We start from the raw sequence: 228 nt of genomic DNA, 5'->3' as shown, positions 1-228 counted from the left end.
GGTAGTGAGTATGGCGACCTGGTAAAGTTCATGGTCTTTGAATACCTGCGCAAGAATGCCGCCATGAACCTATCGAACCTTGCAAACCTGGCCAAGGCGCCGTCTATGCCGGTAGAGGTATTGGTAGATGTAGCGGGCTTGGGTAGTGCTACCACGCGACATTGGAAAGCGCCGTTGGATGGCAAAGTAAAAGGTTACTATGTAATCATGCGGGAATCCAGCGGCGCA

1 pseudogene is annotated in these 228 nt (G+C 52.2%); it reads left to right on the top strand.

Annotation, left to right across the window (positions count from 1 at the left end):
• A pseudogene (locus KVT36_RS32550) lies at positions 1-228 on the top strand (peptidase M28); the annotation flags it as partial.

It is taken from the genome of Chitinophaga sp. GbtcB8, from assembly GCF_019091455.1.
In the GTDB taxonomy this organism is placed as follows: Bacteria; Bacteroidota; Bacteroidia; order Chitinophagales; family Chitinophagaceae; genus Chitinophaga.
Note: the sequence above shows the minus strand (reverse complement) of the source record. Positions and strands in the feature narration are given on the sequence as shown.